The organism is Streptomyces sp. NPDC085524 (assembly GCF_044541755.1).
Classification (GTDB): domain Bacteria; phylum Actinomycetota; class Actinomycetes; order Streptomycetales; family Streptomycetaceae; genus Streptomyces.
The window spans coordinates 44308-69482 of sequence record NZ_JBITTH010000039.1 but is presented as its reverse complement, the minus strand read 5'-3'; the positions used below and the strand labels follow the sequence as shown (position 1 = coordinate 69482).

At 72.1% G+C, this 25175-nt stretch carries 24 protein-coding genes and 1 riboswitch; of the genes, 17 read left to right on the top strand and 7 right to left on the bottom strand.

Going from position 1 to position 25175, the window contains the following annotated elements:
- Nucleotides 1-354 precede the first annotated feature (354 nt).
- From ACIGFK_RS38850 to ACIGFK_RS38840, 3 genes are all read right to left on the bottom strand, one after another.
- On the bottom strand, nt 355-1137 hold the full coding sequence (locus tag ACIGFK_RS38850) for an SDR family oxidoreductase (protein WP_400055594.1): 783 nt from the start codon (nt 1135-1137) through the stop codon (nt 355-357).
- 52 nt (nt 1138-1189) lie between these two features.
- The gene (locus tag ACIGFK_RS38845; protein ID WP_376661120.1) at nt 1190-2074 is read right to left on the bottom strand and encodes an RNA polymerase sigma-70 factor; all 885 of its coding nucleotides are present in this window, start codon (nt 2072-2074) and stop codon (nt 1190-1192) included.
- 98 nt (nt 2075-2172) lie between these two features.
- Complete coding sequence (locus ACIGFK_RS38840; protein ID WP_386473075.1) at nt 2173-4524, bottom strand: chitinase C-terminal domain-containing protein; 2352 nt, start codon at nt 4522-4524, stop codon at nt 2173-2175.
- 350 nt (nt 4525-4874) lie between these two features.
- A riboswitch (FMN riboswitch) is annotated at nt 4875-5005 on the top strand.
- A 216-nt stretch (nt 5006-5221) separates the two neighbouring features.
- Here ACIGFK_RS38840 and ribD point away from each other — a divergent pair.
- The 11 genes from ribD (at nt 5222) to ACIGFK_RS38785 (ending at nt 14408) form a co-directional block, all read left to right on the top strand.
- Nucleotides 5222-6304, top strand: coding sequence for a bifunctional diaminohydroxyphosphoribosylaminopyrimidine deaminase/5-amino-6-(5-phosphoribosylamino)uracil reductase RibD (gene ribD / locus ACIGFK_RS38835; RefSeq protein WP_400055598.1), 1083 nt, complete (start codon nt 5222-5224; stop codon nt 6302-6304).
- Nucleotide 6305: 1 nt separating this feature from the next.
- Entirely contained in the window at nt 6306-6929 is a 624-nt protein-coding gene (locus ACIGFK_RS38830; protein ID WP_386473078.1) for a riboflavin synthase, read from the top strand.
- A 5-nt stretch (nt 6930-6934) separates the two neighbouring features.
- Nucleotides 6935-7579, top strand: a complete 645-nt coding sequence (locus ACIGFK_RS38825; protein WP_376661122.1) for a nicotinamide riboside transporter PnuC — start codon at nt 6935-6937, stop codon at nt 7577-7579.
- Nucleotides 7576-8865 (top strand): bifunctional 3,4-dihydroxy-2-butanone-4-phosphate synthase/GTP cyclohydrolase II, encoded by a 1290-nt coding sequence (locus tag ACIGFK_RS38820; protein ID WP_400055592.1) that lies wholly within the window; start codon nt 7576-7578, stop codon nt 8863-8865. The genes ACIGFK_RS38825 and ACIGFK_RS38820 overlap by 4 nt, the downstream gene beginning before the upstream one ends.
- 58 nt (nt 8866-8923) lie before the next feature.
- A complete protein-coding gene (gene ribH, locus ACIGFK_RS38815; protein ID WP_007262951.1) occupies nt 8924-9409 on the top strand; it encodes a 6,7-dimethyl-8-ribityllumazine synthase in 486 nt (161 codons plus the stop codon).
- Between the two features lie 58 nt (nt 9410-9467).
- On the top strand, nt 9468-9749 hold the full coding sequence (locus tag ACIGFK_RS38810; RefSeq protein ID WP_376661116.1) for a phosphoribosyl-ATP diphosphatase: 282 nt from the start codon (nt 9468-9470) through the stop codon (nt 9747-9749).
- A gap of 57 nt (nt 9750-9806) precedes the next feature.
- Nucleotides 9807-10655, top strand: coding sequence for an ATP phosphoribosyltransferase (gene hisG, locus ACIGFK_RS38805; protein ID WP_376661115.1), 849 nt, complete (start codon nt 9807-9809; stop codon nt 10653-10655).
- Between the two features lie 57 nt (nt 10656-10712).
- The gene (locus ACIGFK_RS38800; protein WP_376661114.1) at nt 10713-11177 is read left to right on the top strand and encodes a PH domain-containing protein; all 465 of its coding nucleotides are present in this window, start codon (nt 10713-10715) and stop codon (nt 11175-11177) included.
- 200 nt (nt 11178-11377) lie between these two features.
- Nucleotides 11378-12841: a hemolysin family protein gene (locus tag ACIGFK_RS38795; RefSeq protein ID WP_376661113.1), complete on the top strand. Its 1464-nt coding sequence runs from the start codon at nt 11378-11380 to the stop codon at nt 12839-12841.
- Nucleotides 12838-13911 carry a hemolysin family protein gene (locus tag ACIGFK_RS38790; RefSeq protein ID WP_376661112.1) on the top strand — a complete coding sequence of 358 codons (1074 nt, stop codon included), beginning with the start codon at nt 12838-12840 and terminating at the stop codon, nt 13909-13911. Before ACIGFK_RS38795 ends, ACIGFK_RS38790 begins: the two co-directional genes overlap by 4 nt.
- Nucleotides 13912-14000: 89 nt before the next feature.
- Complete coding sequence (locus tag ACIGFK_RS38785; RefSeq protein ID WP_400055590.1) at nt 14001-14408, top strand: hypothetical protein; 408 nt, start codon at nt 14001-14003, stop codon at nt 14406-14408.
- 111 nt (nt 14409-14519) lie between these two features.
- On the opposite strand, the gene ACIGFK_RS38780 is transcribed toward ACIGFK_RS38785, so the two are convergent.
- Nucleotides 14520-16439 (bottom strand): AAA family ATPase, encoded by a 1920-nt coding sequence (locus ACIGFK_RS38780; RefSeq protein ID WP_376662033.1) that lies wholly within the window; start codon nt 16437-16439, stop codon nt 14520-14522.
- A 368-nt stretch (nt 16440-16807) separates the two neighbouring features.
- Complete coding sequence (locus ACIGFK_RS38775; protein WP_376662032.1) at nt 16808-17440, bottom strand: uridine kinase; 633 nt, start codon at nt 17438-17440, stop codon at nt 16808-16810.
- Nucleotides 17441-17561: 121 nt separating this feature from the next.
- Between ACIGFK_RS38775 and ACIGFK_RS38770 the strand changes: the two genes are divergently transcribed.
- The 3 genes from ACIGFK_RS38770 (at nt 17562) to ACIGFK_RS38760 (ending at nt 19770) form a co-directional block, all read left to right on the top strand.
- Nucleotides 17562-18932: a peptidase C39 family protein gene (locus tag ACIGFK_RS38770; RefSeq protein ID WP_376662031.1), complete on the top strand. Its 1371-nt coding sequence runs from the start codon at nt 17562-17564 to the stop codon at nt 18930-18932.
- An 84-nt stretch (nt 18933-19016) separates the two neighbouring features.
- Nucleotides 19017-19445 (top strand): SPW repeat protein, encoded by a 429-nt coding sequence (locus tag ACIGFK_RS38765; RefSeq protein ID WP_376662030.1) that lies wholly within the window; start codon nt 19017-19019, stop codon nt 19443-19445.
- 172 nt (nt 19446-19617) lie between these two features.
- Nucleotides 19618-19770, top strand: coding sequence for an SCO1431 family membrane protein (locus ACIGFK_RS38760; RefSeq protein ID WP_376662029.1), 153 nt, complete (start codon nt 19618-19620; stop codon nt 19768-19770).
- Nucleotides 19771-19822: 52 nt separating this feature from the next.
- On the opposite strand, the gene ACIGFK_RS38755 is transcribed toward ACIGFK_RS38760, so the two are convergent.
- Both ACIGFK_RS38755 and ACIGFK_RS38750 read right to left on the bottom strand, forming a co-directional pair.
- On the bottom strand, nt 19823-20785 hold the full coding sequence (locus tag ACIGFK_RS38755; RefSeq protein WP_400055587.1) for a DUF6114 domain-containing protein: 963 nt from the start codon (nt 20783-20785) through the stop codon (nt 19823-19825).
- Nucleotides 20776-21396, bottom strand: coding sequence for a DUF6230 family protein (locus ACIGFK_RS38750; RefSeq protein WP_400055585.1), 621 nt, complete (start codon nt 21394-21396; stop codon nt 20776-20778). Before ACIGFK_RS38750 ends, ACIGFK_RS38755 begins: the two co-directional genes overlap by 10 nt.
- 88 nt (nt 21397-21484) lie before the next feature.
- On the opposite strand from ACIGFK_RS38750, the gene ACIGFK_RS38745 reads away from it, so the two are divergent.
- The 3 genes from ACIGFK_RS38745 to ACIGFK_RS38735 all read left to right on the top strand — a co-directional run bounded on the left by ACIGFK_RS38745 (nt 21485) and on the right by ACIGFK_RS38735 (nt 23964).
- The gene (locus ACIGFK_RS38745) at nt 21485-22195 is read left to right on the top strand and encodes a TetR/AcrR family transcriptional regulator (RefSeq protein WP_400055583.1); all 711 of its coding nucleotides are present in this window, start codon (nt 21485-21487) and stop codon (nt 22193-22195) included.
- Between the two features lie 149 nt (nt 22196-22344).
- The gene (locus tag ACIGFK_RS38740; RefSeq protein ID WP_400055582.1) at nt 22345-23517 is read left to right on the top strand and encodes an acyl-CoA dehydrogenase; all 1173 of its coding nucleotides are present in this window, start codon (nt 22345-22347) and stop codon (nt 23515-23517) included.
- 6 nt (nt 23518-23523) lie between these two features.
- Nucleotides 23524-23964, top strand: coding sequence for a GNAT family N-acetyltransferase (locus ACIGFK_RS38735; RefSeq protein ID WP_400055580.1), 441 nt, complete (start codon nt 23524-23526; stop codon nt 23962-23964).
- Nucleotides 23965-25175: the final 1211 nt, after the last annotated feature.

Sequence of the window (25175 nt, the reverse complement as noted above, 5' to 3'; positions counted from 1 at the left end):
CCTCTCAGCCACAAAAGGCAAGCACCCTTCAGCCACACCCAGCCCTCCCGGACCACCCAACACCTTACGGAGCGCCCTTGACAGGCCGGCCCGACGCGGAAGGACTATGGGACTGACGGGAAATCCCCAAGCCCTCTCTGATTCCGACCGGCTCGGATCCCGCGACCACCCCCACCCCGCCCATCAGGGAAAGGGGTTCATGACAACCGCCCCAGAGCAGCGCCCGAAAAGGCGAAGCCCCCCTCCCTCCAGGCCGCCCGCCCCACCCCCACCCGCACCCAGCGGGCGGGTGGGCAAACGCCGCCCCGGAGCGGGGCCCGCGTGCGCGTGAACCCGTACCCCGCCCCCCGCCCCCTATACCCCCCGCCCCGCCGCGTACTGCTCGAACGTGCCCCGGCCCACCGCGTGCGAGGGGGTCAGGTTGCCGCCGCGCTTGAAGGCCGCGTACGTCTTTCCCGCCAGCGGCAGGGGGAGGACGCGCCTCCGGCGGTGCGTGGCCGCGAGGTAGGTGCGGGCCAGGTCGGGCAGGGTGCGGATCTCCGGGCCGCCCATGTCCGGGACCCGGCCCGCGGGGGTGGGGACCGCCAGCTCCGCCAGGCGGGCCGCGACCTCCTCGACCGCGATCGGCTGGACCCGTACGCCGCCCGGCACCGGCACCGGGACGACCGGCAGCTTCGCCACGGTGTCGACCACCTGCGCCACCAGGTCGTGGAACTGGGTCGTGCGCAGGATCGTCACCCCCAGCCCGGACGCCTCCAGCATCCGCTCCACCTTCAGCTTCGTCTTGTAGTAGCCGAGGGGGACCACGTCCACGCCGACGATCGAGATGTAGACGAGGTTGCGGACGGTCCCCGCCCGGCGTGCGGCCTCGATCAGGTGTCCGGCGGCCACCTCGTCCCCGCCGCGCGGCGAGCTCGCGCAGTGCACGACGACCTCGACGCCCGCCATGGCCGCGTCCAGGCCGTTGCCGGTGCGCAGGTCGACCGGGAAGCGGGCCGAGCTCCGGCTCAGGACGCGGACCTCATGGCCCGCGTCCCGGAGCCTGGCGACGAGCGGCTTGCCGAGGGTTCCGGTCCCCCCGGTGACGAGGATGGCGTTCGGAGGGTTCGGAGGGTTCGGGGTGTTCGTGGTGCTCATGGGGCTGCCCTTCGCTGGGAACGTCCGTTGCCCAGCTTGGACCGGACAGGGCTCAGGAATGTGACAGCTGGCGGTGGAGGAATTCGAGCTTCTCCGGGTTCGTCACCGTGCGCAGCCCGCTGACCAGCCCGTCCTCGATCTCCACCTGGAAGATCCCCAGGTCGCCGAAGAGCAGCGTGGGTGATCCGTTGACCTCCGCGAAGGTGATCGCCAGGTCGTCCCCGTACCTCGCCATGATGCCCACCGCGAAGCGGGCCACCTTGTCGCGGCCCAGGATCGGACGCAGTGCCGAGCTGACCACTCCGCCGCCGTCCCCGACGTACTTCGCGTCCGCGGTCAGCATGGTCTCCAGCCGGGCCACGTCCCCGCCGCGCGCGGCTTCCAGGAAGGTTTCCACGAGGCTCTGCCACCGCTGGGGGTCCGGCTCGAAGCGCGGCTTCGGCGCGGTGACCCGGGCCGCCGCCCGGCGGTAGAGCTGGCGGCAGTTGGCCTCGGAGAGGTCCAGCAGTCCGGCGATGTCCCGGTGGGAGTACGCGAAGGCCTCGCGCAGCACGTACACGGCCCGCTCCACCGGCGTGAGCTGCTCGAGCAGCACCAGCAGGGCCATGGACACGCTGTCCCGCTGCTCGGCCGACTCCAGGGGGCCGAGCGCCCCGCCCGCGGTGAGGACCGGCTCCGGGAGCCAGGGGCCGACGTACTCCTCGCGACGGGCCCGCGCGGAGGTGAGGGCGGTGAGGCACAGGTTCGTGACGGCCTTGGCGAGCCAGGCCCCCGGGTGCTCGACGTCCCCGCGGTCCGCCGCGGTCCAGCGCAGGTACGCGTCCTGGACGATGTCCTCCGCCTCGGTGGCGGAGCCGAGCATGCGGTAGGCGATGCCGAACATCCGGGGCCGGTGTTCCTCGAAGTCCGCGGCCGACGCGGTGACATGTGTGTGCACCGGCCCAGCCTAACGAGCGAGGACCCGGTGGCCGCCGGGCCACCGGGTCCTCACGATCTACGGCCGTCCGTCGTTCCCGACCGTCGTCCGACGGGGTGTCAGCAGGCGCCCTGGTCCTTCCAGACGCCCCATTCACCCGTGGTGCCGGGCTCTTCGTTCTGCGTCCACCACTGGGCCTTCCAGTTGTGGCCCTTGTGGGAGACGACGTTGCCGCTGTTGTAGACGGTGCCCGCGACGTACGCCGGGCTGGTGCACGTACCACCCGTCGGAGGAGTCGTCGGCGGAGTGGTCGGAGGCGTGGTCGGCGGGGTGGTCGGGGGAGTGGAGCCGCCGCCCGGCTGGACCACCGTCGTGCCGCGGGCCAGGTCGCCGGCGAGGGCGTAGGCGGTGCCGGAGATGTTCACCGTCCAGTTGGAGGGCGTGGACACCGGCAGGTAGTAGTTGAAGGCCAGGTCGACCGAGGCGCCCGGGGCCAGCGTCTGCCAGGCCGGGAGCTTCAGGGAGACCCGCTGGAAGTCGCCCTTGAGGCCGCCGACGTTGTTGCCGGTGTGGCCGCTGCTGATCACCGTGGTGCCGAAGCCGGACTGGTCCGAGGCGTTGTTCGGGGCCGAGGTGCCGTAGTCGAACTGGAACTCGGTGCCGCCGGGCAGCGTGGTGTTCGTGTTGTTGGTGATCTTGAGCTTCGGGGTGATCGGGTAGTTGGAGTCGCCGAGCTTGAACTCGGTGAACTCCGTCTTGATGTCCACGGCCTGGGCGGGCAGCGCGGCGCCCGCCTTCTTCGCGCCGTACGGGGCGGAGGCCTTGAACTTGTCGTACATCAGGGAGGTGAGCGTGTCGCCCATCTCGTACTGGCCCTTGGCCGAGTTGTACGCGTAGTCGCCCGCGAGCTCCCAGACCATCGTGCCGCCGATGCCCTTGTTCACCACGTAGTCGGCCTTGGCGGCCACCGACTGCTCGTCCTCGGTGGAGAGGAACACCTTCTTCTGGCTGTTCCACAGCCACGGCGCCACCAGGGTGGAGTCGTACTTGCGGGCGTAGGTGCCGGTCAGGGTGGTGTTCGCGGGGAAGCCGTACTTGGTGACGTAGTCGCCGACGACCCCCTTCTCCAGGTTCTTGGCGTGCCACATCGGGTTGGAGCCCGCCGGGGACTCGGCCCCGTTGGTGTCCTTGTCGTGCCACAGGTTGTCGATGCCGACCGCGCCGTCACCGCACTTGGTCAGGCCCGCGCCGGCCGGGCAGGTGGTCGCGGGGGCCTTGCCCCACAGGCCGTCCGTGCCGCCCTGCACGTTCTTGAAGCCGCGGGTGTAGTACGGCAGGCCGATGTTGATGCGGCCTCCCGGCATGGAGCCGCGGAAGTAGTGGTACGCCCAGTCGGTGTTGAGGTAGCCGACGCCGCCGTACTGGGAGGTGGAGTAGACGCTCGCGGCGGCCAGTTCGCCGTCCTTGCCGTCGTCGAAGAGCGAGGCGTTGGGGCCGACGTACTCGTTCCAGGCGCCGTGCAGGTCGTAGGACATGATGTTGACGTAGTCCAGGTACTTCTGCATCTGGAACGTCTCCATGCCCCGCAGCAGGTAGCCGGAGGAGGGGGCGGCGACGGAGAGCAGGTAGTGCTTGCCGTCGGCGGCGCCCGCGCGGTCGAGCTTCTCGCGCAGCGACTTCATCAGGGCCGCGTAGCCCTGGACCAGGCCCGCGCGGCGGCCGTTGGAGAGCTGCCAGTCCAGCGGGTTGCCGGAGTCCTTCATCGTGGTCGGGTACTCGTAGTCGATGTCGACGCCGTTGAACCCGTACTTGCGGATGAACTCGACGGAGGAGTCCGCGAAGGTGTCGATGCCGGCCTGGTTGACCGAGCCGTCGGCATTGGTGGCCATCGAGTAGAAGCCGCCGGAGGCGACCCGGTTGCCGTCGTCGCCGAAGTAGCCGCCGGTCTCCGCCCAGCCGCCGACCGAGATCAGCGTCTTGACGTTCGGGTACTGCTTCTTGAACTTCGTCAGCTGGTTGAAGTGGCCCTTGTAGGGGAGGGCCGGGTCCATCTCGGCGCCCGCGACCCCGGGCCAGGTCATCCCGGTGGCGGCGTTGTTCGCGTTGTCCGCGCCGACCGAGATCTTGTTGTCGGCGCCGACGTGGGCGAAGGCGTAGTTCAGGTGGGTGACCTTGGACCACGGGATGTTGTTGGCGAGGTAGGCGGGGGTGCCGTCCTTGCCGGTGCGCCAGCCGGTGAAGTATCCGATGACGCGGCGCTGGTGGTCGGCGCCCATCTTCTCGCGGCCTTCGGAGTCGTAGACCGAGCAGTAGGGGACGTCGACTCCGGCCGTCTTGTACAGCCCGTCGGGGCGACAGCTCTCGTTGTCTGCGGCGTGCGAGACGCCCGTCGAGAGCCCCGCGACCAGCAGTCCGGCGATTGCGGCGCCGGATGCCAGGAGCATCGCTCTCGTACGTGTGGGGGACAGCATGGTGCCTCCTGGGGAGGGGAGGATGGCAGGACACAACAGGCATGCGGGTACTGCGTGTTGGCCCGTGACGTGCGCACATCTGACGGGCTGTTCCCGGGTGAAGTTGAGGGGAACGTTAAGAGGACTAGACCAAACCGTCAATAGGTCTGGACCAACCTCGGATTGGCGCACACCGTCCGGGGGTGGATCCGGATGGAGCGGCGGTCGAGGGGAGGTCGCGCGAGGGTGGGGAGCGGGAGGAAGGGCGCTCGGAGTGAGATCCAGATCACTCTGCGTGTGACCCAGGCCACACGGCATCACCCGCATGGCCGCCGATCACCCGTGGCAGACTGGGCTGCAGTACCAGTAAGCAGCGCACTCCGGGGTCGGTGTAATTCCGAACCGGCGGTTATAGTCCGCGACCCGTCCGCAGCCAGCGGCCGGTTGACCAGGTGAGATTCCTGGACCGACGGTTAAAGTCCGGATGGGAGGCAGTGCGCGGCGGGCCAGTTTCCGGTACGCCGCCGTCGGCGGTTCGTCGGCGCATCCCTGTGGATGTGCCCGAGCGGACCGTTTTTCCGGCCTCGGCGTCCCCGTGTGAGCTGTTCCGCTTCATCTGTCGTATCCCGACAGGCCCCGGAGTCCGTGCCCGATGTGGCAGGAGGACCCGGTGGCGACACACGCCGCGCACGAAGCACCCGACACGGGCACCCGTGCCATGCGCCGAGCCATCGAGCTCGCGTCCCGCGGACTCGGCTCCACCAGCCCCAACCCGGTCGTCGGCTGCGTCATCACCGACGCCGCGGGCACGATCGTGGGCGAAGGCTGGCACGAGCGGGCCGGCGGCCCGCACGCCGAGGTCCACGCCCTGCGCGCGGCGGGGGAGGCGGCTCGCGGCGGAACCGCCTACGTCACCCTCGAGCCCTGCAACCACACCGGCCGTACGGGCCCCTGCGCCCGCGCCCTCGTGGACGCCGGCGTCACCCGTGTGGTCTACGCCGTCTCCGACCCGAACCCGCAGGCCAGCGGCGGCGGCGCCACCCTGCGCGCCGCCGGGATCGCCACGGAGTCCGGACTGCTCGCCGAGGAGGCCGAGGCGGGCAACGCCGCCTGGCTGACCTCCGTGCGCCTGGGCCGCCCGTACGTCCTGTGGAAGTACGCCGCCACGCTCGACGGCCGCATCGCCGCCGCGGACGGCACCAGCCAGTGGATCAGCTCGGCCGAGTCCCGCGCCGACGTCCACCGGCTGCGCGCCCAGGCCGACGCCGTGGTCGTCGGCTCCGGCACCCTGCGCGCCGACGACCCGCACCTCGCCGTCCGGGGCGTCGAAGGCGCCGCCCAGCCGCTGCGCGTCGTCCTGGACACCCACGCCACGATCCGGCCCACCGCCCGCGTCCTGGACGAGGCCGGCCCCACCCTCGTCGCCGTGGCCGAGGACGCCGACACCCGCCACCTCGCCGGGGTGGAGCTGGCCCGGCTCCCGTACGACAAGCACGGGATCTCCGTCGACGCCCTGCTCGGCGAGCTGTACGGGCGCGGCGTCCGCTCCGTCCTCCTCGAAGGCGGCCCGACCCTGGCCGGCGCCTTCGTCGCCGCCGGGGCCGTCGACAAGGTCGTCGGCTACCTCGCCCCGGTCCTCCTCGGAGCCGGCCCCGCCGCCCTCGGCGAAGCCGGCATCACCACCCTCACCGACGCACTGCGGCTCCGGATCACGGACACCGCCCGCATCGGCACCGACATCCGCATCACCGCAGAACCCGAAGTCGTCCCCACCGCCACCACCGCCCCCAAGGAGCACTGAAGTGTTCACCGGAATCGTCGAAGAACTGGGCGAGATCGTCGCCGTCGAGGAGCTCGCCGAAGCCTCCCGCTTCCGCGTGCGCGGCCCCGTCGTGACGGAGGGCGCCAAGCACGGCGACTCGATCGCCGTCAACGGCGTCTGCCTGACCGTCGTGGAGACGGCCGACGGCGAGTTCACCGCCGACGTCATGCAGGAGACCCTCAACCGCTCCAGCCTCGGCGCCCTGGCCAAGGGCTCCCGGGTCAACCTGGAGCGCCCGATGGCCCTCGGCGGGCGGCTCGGCGGTCACCTCGTCCAGGGGCACGTGGACGGCACCGGCGAGATCCTCTCCCGGACGCCCTCGGAGCACTGGGAGATCGTCAAGGTCGCCCTCCCGGCGAACCTCTCGCGCTACGTCGTCGAGAAGGGCTCCATCACGGTCGACGGCGTCAGCCTCACCGTGGTCGAGGCTGCCGCCGACTGGTTCACCATCAGCCTCATCCCCACCACCCTCGCCCTGACCACCCTGGGCATCAAGCAGCCCGGCGACCCGGTCAACCTGGAGGTCGACGTCCTGGCGAAGTACGTCGAGCGGCTGCTCGGCAAGGACAAGGACAAGGACCAGGACCAGGAGGAGGGCAAGTGAGCGCCCTGAACTGGCTGAACTCCGAGGCCTTCACCGCCTTCGGCCAGCACATCAAGTGGTCCGACATGATCGGCAACACGATCGGTCTGATCGCCCTCGCCCTCGGCTGGCGGCGCTCCATATGGACGTGGCCCGCCCAGTTCCTCTCGGGCGTCATCCTCTTCGTCGCCTTCGCCGCCGGCCACCTGTCCGGCAGCGCCGGCAAGCAGGTCGTCGTCATGCTCGTCGCCGCCTGGGGCTGGATGCAGTGGAGCCGGGGCCGGCAGCAGGCCCAGGACGGCTCCATCGCCGTCCGCTTCGCCAGCTGGCGCGAGCGCGGCGTCCTCGTCGGCGCCGCGGCCCTCGGCACCGTCGCGGTGGCCCTGCTCTTCACCGCCTACCCGGCGCTGTCCTGGGACCCCTGGCCCGACGCCTACATCTTCGTCGGCACGGTCGTCGCGATGTACGCCCAGTCGCGCGGCATGGTCGAGTTCTGGTTCGCCTGGCTCCTCGTCGACCTGGTCGGCGTCCCCCTGAACTTCGCCAACGGATACGCGTTCTCCGGCTTCGTCTACGTCATCTACGGCGCGCTCGTCCTCTGGGGCATGCGCGACTGGTGGCTCCGCTCTCGCACCGCCCCCGCCCCGGCCCTGGAAGGAGCAACGGCATGACCAGCCTGAAGCCCGTGCCCGACATCCCCGAAGAGACCTTCCGCCTCGACCCCGTCGAGCAGGCCGTCCGCGACATCGCGGCGGGCCGCCCGGTGGTCGTCGTCGACGACGAGGACCGCGAGAACGAGGGCGACCTCGTCATCGCCGCCGAGAAGGCCACCCCCGAGATCATCGCCTTCATGATGAGCGAGTGCCGCGGCCTGATCTGCGCCCCGATGGAGGGCGACGAGCTCGAGCGCCTCGAACTCCCGCAGATGGTCCAGAACAACACCGAGTCGATGAAGACCGCCTTCACCGTCTCCGTCGACGCGAGCGCCGCCCACGGCGTCTCCACCGGCATCTCGGCCGCCGACCGTGCCACCACCCTGCGGCTCCTCGCCGACGGCGTCTGCGGCCCCGGCGACTTCGTCCGCCCCGGCCACATCTTCCCGCTGCGCGCCAAGCCCGGCGGCGTCCTGGTCCGCAACGGCCACACCGAGGCCGCCGTCGACCTCGCCCGCCTCGCGGGCCTGCGCCCGGCCGGCGCCATCGTGGAGATCGCCGGCGAGGACGGCGTCATGCTGCGCCTGCCGGAGCTGATCCCCTTCGCCCGCAAGCACGGCCTGACGATCATCTCCATCGAGGACCTGATCGCCTACCGCCGCTCCGCCGAGCCGACCGTGCGCCGCGAGGCCGAAGTCAGCCTGCCGACCTCCTTCGGCGAGTTCACCGCGTACGGCTACCGCTCCACCGTCGACGGGGTCGAGCACGTCGCCCTCGTCCACGGGGAGATCGGTGACGGCTCGGACGTCCTTGTCCGCATGCACTCCGAATGCCTGACCGGCGACATCTTCTCCTCCCAGCGCTGCGACTGCGGCCCGCAGCTGCACGCCTCCATGGAGCGGATCCAGGCCGAAGGCCGCGGGATCGTCGTCTACCTGCGCGGCCACGAGGGCCGCGGCATCGGACTGCTGTCCAAGCTGCGCGCCTACGAGCTCCAGGAGCGCGGCCGCGACACCCTCGACGCCAACCTGGAGCTGGGCCTGCCCGCAGACGCCCGCGACTACGGCTCCGGCGCGCAGATCCTCGCCGACCTGGGCGTCCGCAGCGTCCGGCTGATGACCAACAACCCCGAGAAGGCCGACGCCCTCGTCCGGCACGGCATCACGGTCACCGACCGGGAGGCCATGCCGGTGGAGGCGGGCGAGCACAACCTGCGGTACCTGCGCACCAAGCGGGACCGGATGGGCCACGACCTGCCCTGGCTGGACGCGGCAGTGCCCGTGTCCACCTGCGGCAACCAGTAAGCAGCAAGACCGCACCACCACCCGTACGTACATCCACGAACCACCGAGGAGTAGAGCTGTGAGCGGCAAGGGCGCACCCGAACTGAGCGTGAAGAACTGCGGAGACCTCCGAGTCGCCGTGATCGCGGCCCAGTGGCACGAGAAGGTCATGGACGGACTGGTCGACGGCGCCCTGCGTGCCCTGCACGAGCTGGGCATCGACGAGCCCACCCTGCTGCGCGTCCCCGGCAGCTTCGAGCTCCCGGTCGTGGCCAAGGTGCTCGCGGGCCGCGGCTACGATGCCATCGTCGCCCTCGGCGTGGTCATCCGCGGCGGCACCCCGCACTTCGACTACGTCTGCCAGGGCGTCACCCAGGGCCTGGTGCAGGTGTCGATCGACACCGGAGTCCCCGTCGGCTTCGGCGTCCTGACCTGCGACAACGACGAGCAGGCGCTGGACCGCGCCGGGCTCGAAGGGTCGAACGAGGACAAGGGGCACGAAGCGGTCACCGCCGCCGTCTCCACCGCCATGACCCTGCGGACCGTCAGCGAACCCTGGCGGTAGTCCACGGAGTGAACCCTGGCGCCGGGGGCGCCGGGTGAACCCGTACTCTAAGGGCATCATGGCGAACAAACCCCTCAAGAGCTTCGAAGAACTCTTCACCGAGCTCCAGCTCAAGGCCGCCAACGGCGACCCCAGCACCTCCCGCACCGCCGAGCTCGTCGGCAAGGGCGTCCATGCCATCGGCAAGAAGGTCGTCGAAGAGGCCGCCGAGGTCTGGATGGCCGCGGAGTACGAGAGCAAGGACGCCGCCGCCGAGGAGATCTCCCAGCTGCTCTACCACGTCCAGGTGATGATGGTGGCGCGCGGGATCTCCCTCGACGACGTCTACGCGCACCTCTGAGCCCAGGCACGCACGCCCCGCCCGCACACACGTATCCCACGCACAAAAGGAAGCCCCATGCTGCGCATCGCCGTCCCCAACAAGGGTTCACTCTCCGGACCGGCGTCGGCGATGCTCCATGAGGCCGGCTACCGCCAGCGCAAGGAGTCCAAGGAGCTCGTGGTCGTCGACCCCGAGAACGGGGTGGAGTTCTTCTACCTCCGTCCCAAGGACATCGCGATCTACGTCTCCTCGGGCAAGCTCGACATCGGCATCACCGGCCGTGACCTGCTGCTCGACTCCGGCGCCAGCGCCGAGGAGATCCTGGCGCTGAACTTCGGCCGGTCCACCTTCCGCTACGCCACCAAGCCCGGCACCGCGAAGGGCCCCGAGGACTTCCACGGGATGACGATCGCGACCTCGTACGAGGGAATCGTCGCCAAGCACCTCGCCGAGAAGGGCATCGACGCCTCCGTCGTCCACCTCGACGGCGCGGTCGAGACCGCCATCCAGCTCGGCGTCGCCCAGATCATCGCGGACGTCGTCGAGACCGGCACCAGCCTGCGCAACGCCGGCCTGGAGGTGATCGGCGAGCCGATCATGACCTCCGAGGCCGTCGTGATCCGCGGCAACGGCACCGACCCCGACAACGCGCAGGCCCAGCAGTTCCTGCGCCGCCTCCAGGGCGTCCTCGTGGCCCGCAGCTACGTGATGATGGACTACGACTGCCGCGCCGAGCACCTGGAGCGCGCGGTCGCCCTCACCCCGGGCCTGGAGTCGCCGACCATCTCCCCGCTGCACAACGAGGGCTGGGTCGCGGTCCGCGCGATGGTCCCCGCCAAGGAAGCCCAGCGGATCATGGACGATCTGTACGAGCTCGGCGCGCGCGCGATCCTCACCACCTCGATCCACGCCTGCCGGCTCTGACCGCACCGCACCGCACCGCACTGCGATCCCGTAATTCCAGAAGGCGCTGAAGCACACATGAGCGAGCCCGCCGCCCAGGCCGTACCGCCCGCCCTGCCGGTCACCTTTCGGCCCAACCGCACCCGGGCGGTGCTGCTGAGCGTCGGGCTGGTCATGTTCACCACCATCACGGCCATCGCCGTACTGCTGGAGCGGCTCAGCCCGGGGGAGCGGATCAGCTTCGTCTTCACCGCCGCGCTGCTGAGTTCGGTCCTCGTCCTGCTCAGCCGGCCCAAGGTGGTCGCCGACGAGACCGGCGTCACCGTCGTCAACCTGACGACCAAGCGCCGCCTGGAGTGGGCGCAGATCCTGCGCGTCAACCTCCGCCCGGGCGACCCGTGGGTGTTCCTCGACCTCAGCGACGGAACCAGCCTGCCCGCCCTCGGCATCCAGCCCGGGGTGGCCCGGGCCAAGGCCATCGGCGACGCCCGCGCCCTGCGCGCCCTCGCCGAGACGCGCGGAACCGGTACAAACGACCACTGAGCGCGCGAAGGCTCGTCGCTGCGTCCCATTGCGGCCAGGATCTCAATGACTACCCTGGTGGCGGGGCGCAGCCGTGCGCCCTCCCACCGGCCCCGGGACCCCGGGCCCGCCGGTCACCTGCGACCTGAGGAGTGACTCCCTCCAGCAATGGACGGATCGTCCGGTAGTACCCGCGCCGCCCTCCCCTCGGAGGCGGCGGCATGACCATCCCGCTACTCCTGCTCGTGGCGGCATTCGCCCTGATCCTCGCCAACGGTTTCTTCGTGGCGGCCGAGTTCGGCCTCGTCACCGTCGAGAAGCCCGAGGCCGAGCGCGCCGCAGCCGAAGGCGACCGCCGTGCCCGCACGGTGGTCGAGGCCCTGCGGGAGCTGTCCTTCCAGCTCTCCGGCACCCAGCTCGGCATCACCATCACCTCCCTCGTGGTCGGCATGCTCGCCGAGCCCGCCCTCGCAGCACTGCTGTCGGGGCCGCTCGAAGCGACCGGCCTGCCGAAGGGCGCCGTCCCCGGCGCCGCCGTCGTCATAGGCATGCTGCTCGCCTCCGCCGTCCAGATGGTCGTCGGCGAGCTCGTCCCGAAGAACTGGGCGGTCTCCCGGCCGCTCCAGGTCGCCCGCTTCGTCGCCGGGCCGCAGAACGCCTTCTCCCGCGCCTTCCGGCCGGTCATCGCCGGCCTCAACGCCGTCGCCAACCGGCTCGTACGGGCGCTGGGCGTGGAGCCCGCCGAGGAGATGGCCTCCGCCCGCACCCCGGGCGAACTGGTCTCCCTGGTCCGCCATTCGGCCCAGGCGGGTGCCCTCGAACAGGACACCGCCGACCTCTTCGTACGGACCCTGTCGCTGGGCGAGCTCACCGCCCAGCACGTCATGACCCCCCGCGTGAAGGTCAGTGCCCTCCAGCACACCGCCACCGCGGCCGACGTGCTCAACCTGACCCGGGCCACGGGCCTGTCCCGCTTCCCGGTCTACCGCGAGCGCATCGACGAGGTCACCGGAGTGGTGCACCTCAAGGACGCCCTCGCCGTGCCCGAGGCCGACCGCGCCCGCACCGTCGTCGCGCGGATCTGCGTCGCCCCGCTCCTGGTGCCGGGCTCCCTGCCCGTGCAGCCGCTGCTGGAGAGGCTGCGCAGCGAGCAGCCCATGGCCGTGGTCGTCGACGAGTACGGCGGCACCGCCGGCGTGGTCACCCTGGAGGACATCGTGGAGGAACTCGTCGGAGAGGTCCGCGACGAGCACGACCTCGCCGAGGACGACAGCCCCGAACTGGCCGCCGTACCCGCCGAGGACGGCCGCCCCTCCTGGGAGGCCGACGGCAGCTGCCGGGTGCAGACCCTGCGCCGCATAGGCCTCGAGGTGCCCGAAGGCCCGTACGAGACCGTCGCCGGGCTCGTCGCCGACCTCCTCGGCCGGATCCCCGCCCCCGGGGACCGCGCGGAGCTCCCCGGCTGGAAGCTCTCCGTCCGCCAGGTCGGCCGCAACCGCGCCGAACGCGTCCGGATGGTCCGCGTCCTGCCCGCGCCCGCGGGACAGGCGGGACGGCCGTTCGCGGCCGGATCAGGGCCGGCGCTCCTCGCCGACCGGGACGCGGGGGCCGGGGCCGGGCGGTACGACCTGGCCGCCGCCTACGCGGCCGGGCAGCCCGCCGAGGCCGAGGCGGTGGCCCGGTGAACGCGCTCCAGCTCCTCTTCGCACTGCTCCTGGTCCTCGCCAACGGCTTCTTCGTCGGCGCCGAGTTCGCGCTCGTCTCCGTACGGCGCAGCCAGATCGAGCCCCTCGCGGCCGGCTCCAAGCGGGCCCGGCAGGTCCTCCACGGCCTGGAGAACCTGCCCCGCATGATGGCCGCCGCGCAGTTCGGCATCACGGTGTGCTCGCTCACCCTCGGCGCGGTCGCCGAGCCCACCGTGGCCCGGCTGCTGGAGCCCGTCTTCCACGCCGTCCACGTCCCGGAAGGCCTGATCCACCCGCTCGGCTACGCGTTCGCGCTCGCCGCGGTGGTCTTCCTGCACCTGGTCATCGGCGAGATGGTGCCGAAGAACCTGGCGATGGCCGCCCCGGAGAAGACCGCGCTCTGGTTCAGCCCGGGCCTGGTCGCCTTCGCGCGGCTGTGCGGACCCGTCACGACGGCGCTGGGGGCCTGCGCCGCGCTCGTCCTGCGGCTCTTCGGAGTCGAGCCCAAGGACGAGGTCGAGGCCGTCTACACCAGCGCCCAGCTCGGCCGGCTCGTCGAGGACTCCCGGCAGGCCGGGCTCCTCGAGCCGGGCGAGCAGGAACGCCTGGAGGACGCCCTCGAACTGGGCAGCCGTCAGGTCACCGACGTCCTGCTGCCCCCGGGCCGGCTGGTCACGGTCGGCCCCTCGGCCACCCCGCGCCAGATCGAGCAGCTGACGGTGCGCACCGGCTACTCCCGTTTCCCCGTCCGCGCGGACAGCGGCGCCTTCATGGGCTACCTGCACGTCAAGGACGTACTGGACCTGGAGGAGCGGGAACGGGCCGTGCCGCAGCGGGTCTGGCGCCGGATGACCACCCTGTGCGCGACGCTCCCGCTGGACGACGCCCTCAGCGTCATGCGGCGCGACGCCACCCATCTGGCCCAGGTCGCCGACCCGTCCGGCCGCGTCCTGGGGCTGGTCGCCCTGGAGGACGTCCTGGAAATGCTGGTGGGCGAGGTCCGCGACCCCGCCCACCGCGTCCCGGCGGGCCGTCCGGGGATCCGCCCGGAGGGCGTACTGACCGGCTGACCTCCGCCGAACCCGCCGGCCCCCGTGGGTCCGGCGGGTTCGGCGTACGGGTGCCGGGGTACGGACCGTACGCGGGAGGGGGTGGTCGGATGTCCGCGGAACACGGCGAGACGGCCGCCAGGATGGTGGCCCTGCTGAGCGAGGACGCGGCCGTTGCCTCCCCGGTGGCGCGCCGGCTCCGCGCGCTGCTGTACGACCGGCTGACGGAACAGGGCCTCGCGTTCCTGGCCGATTTCGAGCGCACGCCCTCCGCACCGGAAGCGGCCGACCGGCTCACCGCGGCGCTCGTCAACCTCGTCGAGGCGGATCCGGCGTTCGCGGAGGAGGCCGGCGCCCTGCTGCGGGGCAGCCTCGGCAGCCGAGCGGACGAGGTGTGGGCCACCGGCAGCGTAGGGCGTCCGCTCTCCGTCCTCTGGTTCGTGATCCCCCTGGCCGTCCTCTGGCTGGTCATCAGCGCCATCGCGGCGTTCTCCGGAGCACCCGTGGACCTGCCGTAGCGGCAGCCGCGCCCGACGGACGGCATCGGCCGGATCCAGCCCCGCCGGCGTTCGAGGCGCGGGGTCTGGGCAGCGCCCCAGCAGCCCGCGCAGCGGCACCCGGCCCGCCCCCTACAGCGGAGGCTCCGGCCGGTCCTGCGGCCCCCGCCCCGACAGGACCTCCCCGTACGCCTGCATCAGGTCCGGCAGCCGCAGCGTCGCCAGGTCGTCCCGCGACGGCTCTCCGGAGAAGCCCGCGAGCCGCAGGTCGCGGTACGCGCAGCTCTTCTCGTACAGCGTCCGCAGGAACCGCCCGTTGCCGAGCTCGTCGATCCAGCCCTGCTCGACCACGTGCCCGCTGATGCTGCGCAGCTCCTCCAGCGCCTCCTCGTCCCAGCGGTCCCCGTTCGCCTCCGCCAGCACCCCGCCGATCGCGGTCAGTTCCAGCGGCCGGTAGCTCGGGAAGTCCACCCGGGTCGTGAACCGGGAGGACAGCCCCGGATTGGCCGCCAGCAGCCGGTCCATCCCCGCCGGATAGCCCGCCAGGATCACCACCAGGTGGTCCCGGTTGTCCTCGGCCCGCTTCAGCAGCACCTGGAGGGCCTCGTCGCCGTACGCATCGCCCTTGCTGTAGCCGGAGTTGGACAGCGAGTACGCCTCGTCGACGAACAGCACCCCGCCGATCGCGGAATCGATCAGCTCGTTCGCCTTCACGGCCGTCTGCCCGAGGAACTCGCCCACCAGGTCCGCCCGTTGCGCCTCCACCAGATGGTCGCCGCCCAGCAGCCCCAGCGCGTAGAAGACCCGGCCCAGGATCCTGGCCACCGTGGTCTTGCCCGTGCCCGACGGGCCGGAGAAGACGAAGTGCCGCTTCGGCGGCTGCACCGGCAGCCCCTGACCCGCCCGCAGCCGCGCCATGTGCAGCTGCGCGGAGAGTGCCTTCACCTGCCGCTTCACCGGCTCCAGGCCCACCATCCGCTCCAGCTCCGCCAGAGCCTGCGCCAGCGCCTCCGGGTCCGCCGGCCCCGCGGGAAGCCCGCCGGGCGCGCCCTGCGAGGGGAGCGACACCTTGCGCCGGACACCCTCCCCCCGGCTCCCGGGCGGCACCGGCGGGGTCAGCGGGTCCGGGTCGGCGGCCTGCCCGTCCGGAGCGACGTCCTGGACGGGCCCGCCGCCCAGCGCCACCTTCGCGAAACCCCCGCCGGCCGGGGACGGGCCGTGCCCGCCGGAGCCGCCGTACGCGGCGTACCCGGCCGTGCCCGCCAGGTCGGCCATGCCGTCCGTGTCGTCGCCGTCCTCGATCGCCGTCAGACGGGCCGCGGTGTCCATGAAGGCGGGATCCACCCGGTGCACCGCCCGGTACAGCGGCAGCGCGGCCGCGCTGCGCCCGGTGCCCTCGTGCGCCCGCGCCAGCCAGTACCGCAGCTCCTTGCGCTGCGGCTGCTCGCTGCGGCACCGCATCAGCGCCGCCGACAGCAGCGGCTCCGCCTGCCCGTACATCTCCAGCCGGACCCGCGCCATCCCGCCGAACAGCCCCGCCTCGATGCCGAGCAGCGGATCGTCCACCAGCGGTTCGGTGTTGCGTACCAGCAGCTCCCAGTCCTTGACCAGGTACGCCCGGCACGCGTGCAGGAACCGCACCTGCGGATCGGTGTCCACCGGGGGCAGCGCGGCCAGCGCCTGGTCGAGCTCCGGCACGTGACGGCCGTCCAGCCAGTGCGAGGCGTGGGCCAGCAGCAGGTCCCGCCGGCTCTCCAGCACCGGCTGCACCCACCATCCCAGCCAGTACCAGGAGTTCAGCGTCCGCCGGTGCCTGGCCCGCTGTTCGCCGAACCGGTCCCGGTGCGCGTACATGCGCAATAACGCGTTCGTGGTGTCGACCCGCAGCGCATGCAGTCCCAGCCAGGCGTCGGCCATCGTGGGATCGAGCCGTACGGCCGTCCGGAACTCCTCCTCGGCCTGCGGATAGGCGCCCATGGTGCAGGCGTCGACCCCGCGCAGCCAGGCGAGTTCGGCCGGGGCGTGCGCGCTGCCCGGCGTGCCGAAATCCATCACGTCCCCCACAAGCCTGCCCTCGTGGTGCGCGGCAACCCCCGCTTCGAGCGCGCGAGTTGTGCCGGTGCCCCGACTGGCGTCGCTGAAATCAGGGCTGCATCGTACCTGCGGTTTCGCACCTTACGTAGGGTGCGACGGGCCCGGGTCGCGAGTGCGCCCCCGGTGCGCCCGGTGACTCAGGGTGAAGGAGCGGCGCCGATGCGTCCCGGCCGGGGGCAGAACGAAGCCCCCGATCACGGGGGAACGATCGGGGGCTTCGTGTCCGCGTCGGCCGGTGAAGGCCTCGCCTTGAGAACGTAAGGCCGCTGCGGGCCCCAGGTCAAGGAGGTCGGAAGAGGCCCGCCGGAGCGGATTTCCGGGGCCGCTCAGGCCCGGGGGAGTCCGTCACCCTCGGTGACGAAAGCGGCCGTTCGCGGGGTCGCAGAGGCCCCGGAAGACCACTCGTATCCCGTACCGCTCTGGCGCACCAGGGTGTCGGCGAAGGGGCGTGAAGGGTCGTCCGAGAAGTGCGCGAGCTCCGCACGCTCCCATCCGTCCCAGAAACCGGAGAGTTCACGCCCGTCCCTGTCCCGCCCGCGCCCCCAGGACGTCGCACGCGCGGTCTCCATCCACAGCAGCCGCGCCAGATACGGGCGCAGCGCCCGCCGCCCGGCCCCGACCCCCTCCACGAGGAGCACCGGCGCGGGCTCCAGCACCCGCTGCGGTCCGAAGCGTCGCTCCACCCAGTCGTACGGGGCCCAGTGCGCGGCCCGGCCGGCGGCCAGCGGCTCCAGCACCTGTGCCCGCAGCCGCTCCTCCCAGCCGAACAGCTCCTCGTGCGTGGCCACGTCGTCGAGGTGCAGCACCGGAGCCCCCAGCGCCTCCGCGAGCAGGCCCGTGAAGGTGCTCTTGCCGGACCCGGCGTGGCCGTCGATCCCGATCAGCCGCACCGGCCCGAGGGAGGGCGGCAGTGCGGCGAGCTCCCGCGCGAGCGATTCGAGTGACCGGTGTTGCTCCACCCGACCAGCCTAGGCGCTCGTCCGAGACCGCCGACACGGCCCGTGGCTTCGGCTCCCGGACGCCGGGAACTGGAAGGGTGAAGCCCAGCCACGTACCGACCCACCCCTGGGGGAGCCCGCGATGCCCGCACCCACACCGCGCAGGGCCGTACTCGTCGCCGCACTCGCGGTCGCCACCGCGGCCACCGCCGCCACCGTCCCCGGCGGCAGTGCCGAGGCCGCCGCCCCGGCGGCCCCGCCCGCCCCGCGGGCCACGGGCCGCACCGTCGACAACTGCTTCTGGCACTCGTACGCGCACTGGCTGGCCGGCACCCACCAGGGCACCACCGCGGTCGGCGGAGCCCGGCCCGGACTGGAGATCGGGAACGCGGTCGGCCGCACCGAGTACGCCGACCCGCACACCGGGAAGAAGGGCACCTGGGAGTACGCGGCCTGGACCTCCCCGGTGCACCGCTCCGCCGTGCCCGCCACCGAGGCCATCGCTTCATGGAACGCCCGCACCCCCGCGGGCACCTGGATCCAGGTCGAGCTGCGCGGCACCTACGGCGACGGTACGGCCACCCCCTGGTACGTCATGGCCCGCTGGGCATCCGGCGACCGCGACATCCGCCGCACCTCCGTCGACGGCCAGACCGACGGCCGCTCCACCGTCTGGACCGACACCCTGGCCGTGGACGCCCCCGCGAGCGGCCTGCGCATCACCGGCTGGCGGCTGCGCCTGACCCTGTACCGCAAGCCCGGGGCCGACCGCGGGCCCACGGTATGGCTGGCCGGGGCCATGCTCTCCGCCGTCCCGGACCGCTTCACGGTCCCCGCCGCCGCCCCCTCCGGGCAGGCCCACGAGCTGAAGGTCCCGCGCTACTCGCAGGAGACCCACGCCGGCCAGTACCCCGAGTACGACAACGGCGGCGAGGCCTGGTGCAGCCCCACCTCCTCCCAGATGATCATCGAGTTCTGGGGCCGGAAGGCCAGCGCCGCCGCCCTGACCTGGGTCAACCCGAAGTACGCCGACCCGCAGGTCTGCCACGCCGCCCGCTCCACCTACGACGCCGCCTACAAGGGCTGCGGGAACTGGCCCTTCAACGCGGCCTATGCGGCCACCTACCGCGAGCTCTCCGGGGTGGTCACCCGCCTCTCCTCCCTGACCGAGCTGGAAACCCTGGTCCGGGCGGGCATCCCGGTCATCACCTCCCAGTCCTTCACCGCCGGCGAGCTCACGGGCGCCGGATACGGCACCGCGGGCCACCTGATGACGGTCATCGGCTTCACCGCGGCCGGGGACGTGATCGCCAACGACCCCAACTCCCGCGACAACGCCGCCGTCCGCCGGATCTACAAGCGGCGCCAGTTCGAGAACATCTGGCTGCGGACCAAGCGTCACAACGCGGCGGGCAAGGTCGCTTCGGGCAGCGGAGGCGTCTGCTACCTCTACGCCCCGGCCGTCCCGGACGCGGTGCAGATCAAGGCCCTGCAAACGGTCGGAGTGCTGTGAATTTTCCCGTTTGAGCCGATGACGTAAGCGGAACATAATGGAGTAAATGGCACATAAAGGCTTCTCAATAGGAGGCGGCCGGCCATGACCACCCATCCCAGCATCGAACACCACCCCGACCTCGCCGAGATGCGCTCCCGGTTCGAGCGGGTGACCAGCACCCCCGCGGCGCAGGCCGTCGAGGCGCTTGCCCTGATCACGGGCCTGTACCTGGCGGCGTCGCCGTGGATCGCCGGGTTCAGCATCCTGACCCCGCTGGCCGTCAACAACCTGATCGCCGGCCTGGCCTTCTGCCTGTGCATGGGCGGTCTCGGCTCCGCGTACGAGCGCACCCACGCGATGGCGTGGACGGCGGTCGTCATCGGAGCGTGGACGATCATCGCCCCGTGGGCCATCGCCGGTCCGATGGACTTCACCCGCACGATCGTCAACAACGTGATCACCGGTGGCGTCGCCCTCTGCCTCGGCCTCGCGATGGCCGGGATGGCCGGCCGCAACGAGACCCGCACCTGACCGCGAAACCGCAGGACGGCACCGCACTCCGCACCGCTGGACGCGCCGGGCCCCGACCGGACAGGCCGGGGCCCGGTGGCACGTCCGCCCCGCCGCGAGGCCCGTGTGACCTGCGCCTCCCGTGACCGCCGTCTCTACCGCGAAAGCCGCGAACGCTGGCACATTGGTCGGCATGACCGCTGAAGCCGCCACCCCCACCGCCCGCGCCCGGGGCCTCGTCCGCACCGGAGGCCCCAAGGACGGCTCCTCCTGGCTGGAGCACGCCCTCGGCTGGACCCTCGTGGTCGTCGTCGCCATGTTCGTCACCCAGGTCGGCTGGATCTAGTCCGCCGCCCCTTCCCGGCGCCGTGTCCGCAACGCGGCCGCCCGCACCGGGATCACGACGCCTCCAGCCGCAGCCCGTCGGTGACGATCACGTCGGAGGTGACGAGCGCCTGCTCCGCCGTGACCCGGGTCATGAAGGCGAACGGCGGGATGACCGGTGGCGCCGGCAGCCCCTCGGGGCTGAAGGTGACGCACAGCAGGCCTTCGATGCAGCCGCTGAACTTCGTGAGGTACAGGGTCACGTCGCCCCGCAGGTCGAGGGAGTCGGCCGCCAGCCCGTACTCGTCCCCGCCGTCGCGGGTGCGCAGCCGGTAGTCGCGCAGCGAGGCCGCGTGCATCCGCAGCACCAGCACCTTGAGCGGCCCGTCCACCGTGGGCACCTCGGTGGTCCCCGCCACCGCGAAGCCCTGCGGCGCGAAGAGCGAGGTCGTCACCGTCGGGGGAGTGCGCCCCGCCCTCGGCGCCCCGGCCGCCGCCGGGGCGGCCTTCGCCTGCGGGACCCCCGTGGCCAGCGCCGCGAGCAGCACCACCGGCAGCGCGGCGGCCAGCGCCCGCGACCCGCTGCCGTCCAGGCCGACGGCGTACGGACCCTCCTCGCCGGCCCCCTCGCCCGCCTCCTCGTCCGGCAGCGGGGTCCAGCCGAAGGCGAGTGCGCTGCCCGCGATGCCGAGCAGCATCCCGACCAGGAACCCGCCCAGGTTGGTGGCCACGAAGGACAGCACCGACAGCAGCAGGGCGTGCAGGGAGACGTACGCCCTGGCCCCCGGCAGGAACCACAGGAACAGCGCCGCCAGGATCAGCGCGACGCCGATCCCGATGGCCGCGATCCCGCCCAGCCCCAGGCTGACCAGCATCGTCAGCGGGGAGAGCGGGACCAGCAGCAGCTCGGCCCCGCCCAGCAGCACCAGCAGCCCGCCCCAGAACGGCCGGGTCCGGCGCCAGGTGCGCAGCCGCTGCCGCTGCTCCGGCAGCGGCAGCCGCCGCTCCAGCCACCCGCGGCGCGGGCTCAGAAGCACTTCTTGCCGTCCAGGCCGACGCTCAGGCTGAGGCCCTTGAGCCTGAAGTTCCCGCCGGTCGCCGACCAGGCGTGCGACTTCACGCCCGCCACCTCGATGTTCCCGGCCTGCAGGCCGAACGTCCCGGCCGGGCCCTGGACCCCGTCCACCTGGTCGAGGGTCGAGGCGTCCCGGCCGATCTGCGCCGTGCCGAAGGTGGCGTCGCCGGCCAGGTCCTCGCCGTCGATCACCAGACTGCTGGCCGTGACCTCCCCGGCCGGGCCGCCGGCCGTCAGCCTGAAGACCACCTTGCCGACGGGGGTGCCGACCTCGGCGGACTGGCAGATGTCGGCGAGCGTGGCCTCGCCGATGCCGAGCAGCGCCACCGGATGCCCCTTGCCGTCGACGGAGCGGTCCGTCTGCACGTAGGAGGCCAGGCCCTTGCTGCTGAGCTTCGACGAGGCGACCTGGAAGCTGGTCCCCGAGACGGCGAAGGAGGCGGCCAGCGCGCCCTGCGCCATGATCATGCCCATCACACCCACGGCCGCGACCGCGGGCACGGCGACGGCTGCCGTCTTCTTCCAGTGGACCCGGCCCTCGCGGAGCGGTCCGGTGCCCTTGCCCTTGTTCATGATCGTTCCTCCCGTACGTCGTCCGGTGCGCAGGGGAAGTGCTGCCATACTTCAGGCGTCTTGTGGCGGTTCGAGGCTAGGGCTGAATTTGAATAATAGTCAACAGCGCGGAACGACCGAACGTTCGCAGGTCCGCAGGGCCGAACTCATAGCGACCGGGCGCAAGTTGTTCGCCGACACCTCGTACGACGCGCTCTCCATGGACGACATCGCGAAGCACGCGGGCGTCGCCAAAGGACTGATCTACTACTACTTCAAGAGCAAGCGCGGCTACTACCTGGCCATCGTCGAGGACTCCGTCGCCGAGCTCGTCGCCCGCGCCGGCGGCGAGACCGACCTCCCCAACGCGGAACGGGTCCGCCGCACCATCGACGGCTACCTGCACTACGCCGAACACCACCACGCCGCCTACCGCACCATCGTCACCGGCGGCGTCGGGTCCGACGCCGAGGTCCTCGCCATCCGCGACGCCGTCCGCGAGGAGCTCGTCGCCACCATCGCCGAAGCCGCGTACGGGCGCCGCACCCTCCCGCCGATCGCCCGGCTCGCCCTCGTCGGGTGGCTCTCCGGCGTCGAGGGCATCACCCTGGAGTGGATCGGCGGCCCGGGCGGCGGCGGGCCGGCGGCCGACGCCCCCGCCCGGCCCGGCAGGGCCGAGATCGGGGCACTGCTGGTGCGCCAGCTGCGCGCGACGCTGTCGGTGATCGAGGAGTTCGTCCCGGAGTGTCCGGCACCTCCCGCCCCCGAAGGGCCGCGAGGGCAGCCGGATGATCTTGCCCCGGTGACGGGAGGCCCCTGATCAGGCATACTCAACCCGCCGCAGCCGCTGAGCAGCCCATTCCGTGATCCGGGAGGGGCAGCACCGGCTGTAAGAGCACCGAGACCCGGTGGCGCGCACCACACCCTTGCGCGTCGCCGCCGTGCCCGACGAGGGAGGAGAGCGCCGCCATGACCGACCGCGCCCCGCAGCCGGTGGACCGTCAGCTGCCCACCGAGGAGTCCCGGGACCTCCTCGCGCTCGTACGAGAGATCGCGCAGCGGGAGATCCGTCCCAAGGCCGCCGAGGAGGAGGACTCCGGGCGGTTCCCCAGGGAGGTCTTCACCCTCCTGTCCGACGCCGGACTGCTCGGCCTCCCGTACGACGGTGAGTACGGCGGCGGCGAGCAGCCGTACGAGGTCTACCTCCAGGTGCTGGAGGAGCTGGCCGCGGCCCGCCTGACCGTCGGCCTCGGCGTCAGCGTCCACTCCCTGGCCTGCCACGGCCTCGCCGGCTACGGCACCAAGGAGCAGCAGGGCGCCCACCTGCCCGCGATGCTCGGCGGCGGCCTGCTCGGCGCGTACTGCCTCTCCGAGCCCGCCGCGGGCTCCGACGCCGCCTCGCTGACCACCAAGGCGGTGCGCGACGGCGACGACTGGATCATCACCGGCACCAAGGCCTGGATCACCCACGGCGGGGTCGCCGACTTCTACACCGTCCTCGCCCGCACCGGCGTCGAGGGTCCCAAGGGCATCACCGCCTTCCTGGTCCCGGGCGACGCGGAGGGCCTGACGGCCGCCGTGCCGGAGAAGAAGATGGGCATGAAGGGCTCGCCCACCGCCCAGCTGCACTTCGACGGCGTACGAGTCCCGGACGCGCGCCGCATCGGCGAGGAGGGCCAGGGCTTCTCCATCGCCCTGGCGGCCCTGGACGCCGGACGCCTCGGCATCGCGGCCTGCGCCATAGGCGTCGCGCAGGCGGCGCTCGACGAGGCCCTGACCTACGCCCTGGACCGCAAGCAGTTCGGGCACCCGATCGCGGACTTCCAGGGGCTGCGCTTCATGCTGGCCGACATGGCCACCAAGATCGAGGCGGGCCGGGCGCTCTACCTCGCGGCGGCCCGGCTGCGCGACGCGGGCAAGCCGTTCTCCCGGCAGGCGGCGATGGCCAAGCTCTTCTGCACCGACGCCGCCATGGCCGTCACCACGGACGCGGTCCAGATCCTGGGCGGCTACGGCTACACGGCGGACTTCCCCGTCGAGCGGCTGATGCGCGAGGCGAAGGTGCTCCAGATCGTGGAGGGCACGAACCAGATCCAGCGCATGGTCATCGCCCGCCACCTGGCGGGTCCGGAGACGCGGTAGGAGCTGGTGGGGGACGTCGCGGAGCCCGAGCTGGGGCGGGAGCCCGAGCTGGAGCCCGCGCGCGAGCCCGAGCTCGAGGTGAGGGCCGCCCTGGCCGACGCCGAGCTCAACGCACTGTTCGCCGCCGCATGGCCGGGGCACGGGGAGCTCTCCTTCGCCCCGGTCCTGGAGCGCAGCCTGGCCTGGGTCACCGCCCGCCGTGAGGGCCGGCTGGTGGGCTACGTCAACGTGGCCTGGGACGGCGGCGTGCACGCCTTCGTCCTCGACACCACCGTGCATCCGCAGGAGCGGCGGCGCGGACTCGGAGTGCGGCTCGTACGGGCCGCTGCCGAGGCGGCGCGGGAGCGCGGGGCGCAGTGGCTGCACGTGGACTACGAGCCGCACCTGGAGCCCTTCTACCGGCAGTGCGGCTTCCGCCCGACGGCGGCCGGCCTGCTCGCGCTCTGAGCCGGGCGCCGGGCCCGCTCCCTCAGCCGCCGAAGAGCGGGCCGTTCGGCCAGATCGGGGCGGACGCGAGGCGCGACCACTCCGGATCCCGCCGCCCGGGCACGGTCCGGCCGTCCGCGGTCCAGCGGGCGATCAGGGCGCTGTAGATGGGCGGGTCGGGGTGCCGCTGGCGAGGCCCGAGCCGAACCGATTCTTCGTAACCGGGCGGTGTCGGCCGCCGACGGCGTCCCGCCCGGGGCATGGAAGTCTCAACCGTGGTCATGCCCGGGCAACGCGACACCGCACCCACGGGTAATCCCCTCCACACCCCGGGTATCCGTTCGAGGGGGTCCCCGGGGGCGGGGGCGGGGGCGTGCGGCGGGGTGGGGCGGCGGGGTCGTGCTCAGCTGCTCATGAGGTACGGGTGGGGCGGGCGGGAGCGGTATCCGAGCCGGGCGGGATCAGAGAGGTCTTGGGGGGTTCCCGGCTGTCCCATCGTCCTTCCGGTTCGGGCCGGTCCGTCAAGAGCGCTCCTTCGTCGCGTCGCTTCGCGATCGCCTTCGGCGACCCTTGACCGACCGTCCCGCCCCGGAAAGACAAAGGACAGCCGGGAACCCCCCAAAAGGACGGGCCGGTCCGAGGACAGAACACGGCCGTGTCGACGATGCCCGACCCCGCTCCGGCCCCCACTCTCCCCTCGGGCCCTCCCAGACCGCCCCCCGGGCCGGGCAAGCGCAACAGATCGCTACGCGCTTCGCCCGTCTCGGCGTCTGCGACCCGTCTGGGGCTGGTCCGACGCCCCAGATCGCTACGCGCTTCGCCTTGACGGCGTCCGACGGCCGCCTGGGGCTGGTCACAGGCCGCCCAAGGCCCCAAGCGCTCCTCCAGGACCGCGTCTGACAGTCGCCGAGAGGAGAAAAGGACTCAAACAGCGGCTATGTCGAGCTGTACTCACGTCAGAGCCGGTGGGCGACCAGAATGCTTGGCGTTATGCCCCAATTAAGGGCATTTGGGGGTGGGTTTGTGGAGACGGTCTCGTCCTGACATGAATACACCTCAGCCAGGGCGAGCATTCGCCCCTTTGAGCCGCTGATCGGCCCCACTTCGCGTCTCTCAGCCCCAGGCGGGGGTCGGTCGCCGTCGTCGAGAAGCGCGTAGCGATCGTTGGCGGCTTGACCGGCCCCGGACGGCCGTCGGACGCCGTCCTGGAGGAGCGCGTAGCGATCTGTTGC